This is a genomic window from Kitasatospora sp. NPDC091257, assembly GCF_044757675.1.
GTDB classification, from domain to species: domain Bacteria; phylum Actinomycetota; class Actinomycetes; order Streptomycetales; family Streptomycetaceae; genus Kitasatospora; species Kitasatospora lactacystinica.
Window position 1 is genome coordinate 1 of sequence record NZ_JBIVVI010000706.1, and the last position, 4835, is coordinate 4835.

Annotated in this window: 6 protein-coding genes; 4 read left to right on the plus strand and 2 right to left on the minus strand. The window is 70.5% G+C overall.

All coding sequences use genetic code 11. The features are described from left to right. On the plus strand, nucleotides 1-1028 hold a 1028-nt coding region (locus ACIQOV_RS27775), incomplete at its 5' end, for an amidohydrolase family protein (RefSeq protein ID WP_401053084.1). 13 nt (nucleotides 1029-1041) lie between these two features. Here the strand turns inward: ACIQOV_RS27775 and ACIQOV_RS27780 are convergent. Next, complete coding sequence (locus ACIQOV_RS27780) at nucleotides 1042-2151, minus strand: helix-turn-helix transcriptional regulator (protein ID WP_401053086.1); 1110 nt, start codon at nucleotides 2149-2151, stop codon at nucleotides 1042-1044. 476 nt (nucleotides 2152-2627) lie between these two features. Here ACIQOV_RS27780 and panD point away from each other — a divergent pair, with 476 nt between their 5' ends. Both panD and ACIQOV_RS27790 read left to right on the plus strand, forming a co-directional pair. Continuing rightward, nucleotides 2628-3050 carry an aspartate 1-decarboxylase gene (panD, locus tag ACIQOV_RS27785; RefSeq protein WP_401053088.1) on the plus strand — a complete coding sequence of 141 codons (423 nt, stop codon included), beginning with the start codon at nucleotides 2628-2630 and terminating at the stop codon, nucleotides 3048-3050. 314 nt (nucleotides 3051-3364) lie between these two features. Then, complete coding sequence (locus tag ACIQOV_RS27790) at nucleotides 3365-3541, plus strand: hypothetical protein (protein ID WP_401053090.1); 177 nt, start codon at nucleotides 3365-3367, stop codon at nucleotides 3539-3541. A 75-nt stretch (nucleotides 3542-3616) separates the two neighbouring features. On the opposite strand, the gene ACIQOV_RS27795 is transcribed toward ACIQOV_RS27790, so the two are convergent. Continuing rightward, complete coding sequence (locus ACIQOV_RS27795) at nucleotides 3617-4063, minus strand: hypothetical protein (protein WP_401053092.1); 447 nt, start codon at nucleotides 4061-4063, stop codon at nucleotides 3617-3619. Nucleotides 4064-4145: 82 nt separating this feature from the next. Between ACIQOV_RS27795 and ACIQOV_RS27800 the strand changes: the two genes are divergently transcribed. Beyond that, nucleotides 4146-4658 (plus strand): phosphatidylserine decarboxylase, encoded by a 513-nt coding sequence (locus ACIQOV_RS27800; RefSeq protein ID WP_401053094.1) that lies wholly within the window; start codon nucleotides 4146-4148, stop codon nucleotides 4656-4658. The last annotated feature ends 177 nt before the right edge of the window (nucleotides 4659-4835 follow it).

The window sequence follows — 4835 nt, forward strand, 5'->3', positions numbered from 1 at the left end:
GGGTGGGCCCCCGCTACCTCGGCTCGGGACAGGCCCTGGACGGCAGCCGGGCCTTCTACAACTGCATGCGGCCGGTCCACTCCGCCCAGCAGCTGGAGCGGGAACTGGACCGCGCCGAAGGGCTGGACTACGACCAGATCAAGTCGTACATGCGGATGCCGGTGGCCTTCGAGCAGCGCATCGTGGCCAGGGCGCACGCGATGGGCGTGCCGGTCACCTCGCACTATCTGTACCCGGCGGCGCACACCGGCCTGGACGGCATGGAGCACCCCGGTGGCGGCCATCGGCTGAACTACTCGCGCACGCTGAGCTACGCCGGTTTCCGCATGTCGCAGGACGCGGTGGACCTGCTCGTGGCCAGCGGCATGTGGGTGTCGTCGACCATGATCTTCGCCAGCGAGCTGTACGCCGGCGACCGGTCGCTGGTGGAGGACGAGCGCACCAAGGTGCTGTTCCCGGACTGGGACTACCGGCGCCTGGTGGCCAAGGCCGACGGCGCCGCGCAGCCGGGTCCGGAGAGCGAGCTCGACCAGCGGATCACCCAGGGCATGGTGGACGCGCTGCTGCGGGTGCACCGCGGGGGCGGCCTGGTCGTCTTCGGCACCGACGCGCCGCTGGACGACGTCGGCGTCAGCGCGCACCAGAACCTGCGCGTGCTGGTGAAGTACGGATTCACCCCGCGCGAGGCGCTGATGACCGCGACCGGCAACGCCGCCAGGGCGCTGGGCTACGGCGACCAGCTGGGCGCGGTGGCGCCGGGGAGGATCGCCGACCTGGTCATGGTCGAGGGCGACCCGCTGACCGACATCCGCGCCGCGGCCGCGGTGCGGTCGGTGATGGTGGCCGGCGTCACCCGCACGGTGCCGGAGATCCTCGCGCCGTTCCGGCCGGCCAAGGCGGCCAAGGCGGCGGAGGCGGCCGGGGCGGCCGTCGTGACCGTTCGCCCGGCCGCGCCGTCGGCCTCGCAGGACCCCGCTCACTACTGGCACCGTCCGGAGTGGAGCATGCGCCAGTGCTGCCAGCACTGACCGTGCGGTCGGGCTACCGGGACACGCCCCGGTAGCCCGACGCGGAGGTGCCCAACCACTTCTTGAACGTGCGCTGGAAGTGACTCAGTTCCTGATAGCCGACCGTACGGGAGACATCGGTGATCGACATGGTGGTGTTGCGCAGCAGGTGTCCGGCCTCGGTCAGCCGCAGCGCGGTGACGAAGTCGATGAACCGCCAGCCGGTCTCCTGCTTGAAGCGGCGGGAGAAGTGATATTGGCTCATGTACGCACTGCGCGCGACGCGACCGAGTGTCAGACCGCTGTCCGCGTAGTTCCCCCGCAGGTAGGCCACGGCGGCCCGCATGTTCGGCGAGAGCGTGAGCCGGTCGGTGTCCGGCAGTCGCAGGTCCCGTCCGACCTTCGCGGGCTCGACCGTCGACTCGACCGGTTGCCGCGTGAGGAAGACCCGCTGGTCGGCGTGGCGGTAGCCGGGCAGCGTCCGGATGAGCTGGTGCGGGGGACGGATCTCGACACCGGCGGGCGCGATCAGCACCCGGCACTGGTGCAGCCAGGGCTGCAGCCGCGGCCAGGTGAACCTGTCGTCCTCCGTGCACAGTTCCGGGGTGAGCACCTCGGCGGCCCGGTCGGCGATCCGTGCCCAGTCCGCCAGGTCGAGCTGCCGCGGCGAGAGCAGGCTGTCGGCGCCCTCGTGCCGCATCCGCGCCACCGTGGCGTAGCTCTCGTCCCCGAGCGACAGCGCGAGGTCGCAGATGCCGTCGTAGGCCCGGCGTTGCAGCCGGCGGTCCACCCGCAGCGTGAACAGGCTTCCGACCATCTCGCACGCCGTGTGCCAGTCGTCGAACACCACCACCTCGGCCAGCTCGACCTTGGGGCTCGTGTTGAAGTAGGTGGCGAAGTCCATGACGCCCAGCGCCTGCGCGTTGTAGTAGGCGACGATGTCGCTCAGCGAGCTCTGCCCGTGCAGCCGGCGCACCGCCGGCAGCTCCGGCAGCACGCTCGCGTGCGAGAGCACCCGGTCGCTGTCGTCGGTCAGGTAGGCCACGCTGCGTCCCCGTTCGAGCGCGTGACCGGCGACCAGCAGCCCGGTGAGCGAGCGGTCGTGGCCCGCCGGAACGTCCAGCATGACGTCCGCGTCGCTCATTCTGGCGCGGTACGCATCGAGCACGCGGTGCTCGGACTCACCGAGTTGTCGAGAATCCGTCAAGGCAGCGATCATTTTTCCCCCTTGTGCAGATATCACTCGCTGACCGCGCGCGAAGGCGCCTCCCTGCCGTCGACGGGTGTCCGATCGGCACCACGTCACGGCCTGCTCGAACCGGACTCGACGGCGATCCCGGTGGCAGCGCGCGGACAGGTCACAGTGCCGAGGGCGATTCCCCGGACGCGAGCAGAACCTCCCCAACGATTCCCGCCCGCCACGGTGTCCCCGGGCGTGAACCCGTTCGATGGTCACATCACGCCGCGAACGCGTCAACCCGCATTTGTGACCCCTGACCACCGCACTTCCCGCCGCGGAGCCCTGATCGTGACGGAGCGTCAGCCGGAGCCGCGGAGAGGTCTCCCGTGTTCGCCGAGGGCGTCGCGGTGCCAGTACACCCTGTCAAAGAAGGAGCAGTCATGTATCGCACCCTGATGCGGTCGAAGATCCACCGGGCCACGGTGACGCAGGCCGACCTGCACTACGTCGGCTCGCTGACCATCTGCGCCGACCTGATGGAGGCCGCCGACCTGGTGGCCGGCGAGAAGGTCGACATCGTCGACATCAACAACGGGCAGCGGCTGTCCACCTATGTGATCGAGGGGCCGCGCGGCAGCGGTGTGATCGGCATCAACGGCGCCGCCGCCCGGCTCATCGGCGTCGGCGACCTTGTGATCATCATCGCCTACGCGCAGGTGCACCAGGACGAACTCGGCAAGCTCGAACCCCGGGTGGTCTTCGTCGACGAGAACAACCGGATCCTGCACGAGGGCTCCGATCCGGCCGACGTGCCGGCGGAATCCGGCCTGGTCCGCGGTGACACCCTCGCGACCGGGAACTGAGCCTGAGTCACCGCACAACGGTTCCATGGGATTTCGCCACGGCGGCCGGGCCGGAGCGATCGCGTGCGCCGCGATCGCCCCGGCTCGCCCCGGCCCGACCCGGGTCGGCACCGGTCGGCCGCCGCGAACGGCTCCGGCCGCATAGGGGTCCGACCGCCGAAGTCCGGGGTCGCCCTCGCTGGTGTTCCGGCGCGGCGTCAGTAATATGACAGCCCCTCATGTTCTCGTCAGGAGGCTGTCATGCCCGACCGCTTCGACCTGCCGGCGGGGTTCCGCTGGGGTGCCGCCACCGCCGCTTACCAGATCTAGGGGCGGTGGAGGAGGACGGCCGCGGACCGTCCGTCCGGGACATCTTCGCCGCCCGCCACCAGCTCCTCGCCCACGGCCTGGCCGCCGCGATCCTCCACGAGCGCGGCCTGGGGGCGATGCTCTCCAACAACCTCACCTCGGTCGAGCCGGCCTCCTCGGCCGTGCACCTCACCGTTCACTGAGCCCGCCCTGCCTCTCGGCGGATACGGAGACGGCGATGCCGCACCCCGCTCCGTTCATTCAACGACTCTGCCCCGTCACCGGCGGTACCGAAGGCCGACTGACACGTCGGCCATGACGTGCGTGACGTCGACGGCCACCGTCATCCTTTCGAGTCCCTTTGGCGACGAACCGTGTTTCCTCGCCTGTTGCGCAGGTGAGACTCGCGAGGATCTCCACCTGGACGTGGTCGATCGAATGCCAAGGAGACAACCATGCTCGGTGACCTCACCGGCGCCCTGGCCGACGCCCGCTACCGCACCTCGTTCGGGCGGGTCGCCGGGTATCTTCCGAAGGACCGCCGGGCGGTCGACGCCTGGCTGGCGGACCTCGCGGACCGGGCCCGGGACCGGAGGGAACCGCACAGCCCCGCGGTCGCGACCCTCAAGAAGCTGATCGAGACCGACACCGGCATCCAGTCGCTGGTGTCCGGGATGCTCGAACAGCTCCCGCGCGGCCTCCAGCCGGTCCACGGCGTCGAGCACCTGTTGCGGTGCGTGGCTGACCGAGGAGGACAACGGCTGGCTGTCCCCGCACGCCGTCGAAAGCCACCGGCTCGACGACTACGTGATCCCCGACCGCAGCGCCGAGCACTGGGGCTTCGCGTCGTTCAACGACTTCTTCCACCGGAAGTTCAAGCCCGAGGCCCGCCCGGTCTCCACCGACCCCACCGCCGTCCTCGCGCCGGGCGAGGCCACCCTGATCCGCCACGAGCGGCAGGTCGAGAAGAACGCCGGGTTCACCCTCAAAGGCCAGAGCCACTCCCTGGCGGATACGCTCAACAACAGCGCCTGCACGGACCGGTTCGTCGGCGGCGACGTCCTCCAGCTGCTGGTCCCCGCCACCGGCTACCACCGCTGGCACGCACCGGTCGACGGCGTGGTGCGGCACGTGGAGACCGTCCCCGGCCTGGTGTTCGGCACGGCCGAGCTCGACGGATCGGGCCCCGTCGGCCAGGGGCCGTCGCTGGGCGGTGCGGCGGCGTCCAGCACCCGGGCCCTGGTGTTCATCGAGAGCACCGCTCCTCGCATCGGCACGGTCTGCCTCGCCGCCAACGCCCCCATCGCCAACGTCAAGTAGCGGCCGGGGTCGCCGGGCCGCTCGCAGCCGCCTTCAGCCGGTTCCGGTGCTGGGGCACGACAGTCCGGACCCGGGCGGCAACGCCATCCGATGCCGGCCCTGGCCGGCACACGATCATGTGGACACGAACCGTGGCCGCACGCACCGAGGAATCCCCCTTTGCAGCCTGTATCCCCC